Here is a 397-nt window from a genome sequence, read left to right on the forward strand (position 1 = left end):
CCCAAGGCCGCACCATCCACGCCATCATCCGCGGCACCGCCATCAACCAAGACGGCGCCAGCAACGGCCTCACCGCACCCAACGGCACCGCCCAACAACGCCTCATCCACCACACCCTCACCAACGCCGGCCTCACCCCCACCGACATCGACGCCATCGAAACCCACGGCACCGGCACCACCCTCGGCGACCCCATCGAAGCCCACGCCCTGCACCACACCTACGCCCAACACCGCACCAACCACACCCCCCTCTACCTCGGCAGCATCAAAGCCAACATCGGCCACACCCAAGCCGCCGCCGGCATCGCCGGCCTCATCAAAATGACCAAAGCCATCCACCACAACACCCTCCCCCCAACCCCCCACACCACCAACCCCCCCCCCCACATCCCCTG

1 protein-coding gene is annotated in these 397 nt (G+C 67.5%); it reads left to right on the top strand.

What is annotated here, in order from left to right; genetic code table 11:
• A partial coding sequence (locus tag OP18_RS50760; protein WP_033368051.1) for a polyketide synthase occupies positions 1-397 on the top strand: 397 nt, incomplete at both ends.

The sequence above is a fragment of the Dactylosporangium aurantiacum genome, from assembly GCF_000716715.1.
Classification (GTDB): domain Bacteria; phylum Actinomycetota; class Actinomycetes; order Mycobacteriales; family Micromonosporaceae; genus Dactylosporangium; species Dactylosporangium aurantiacum.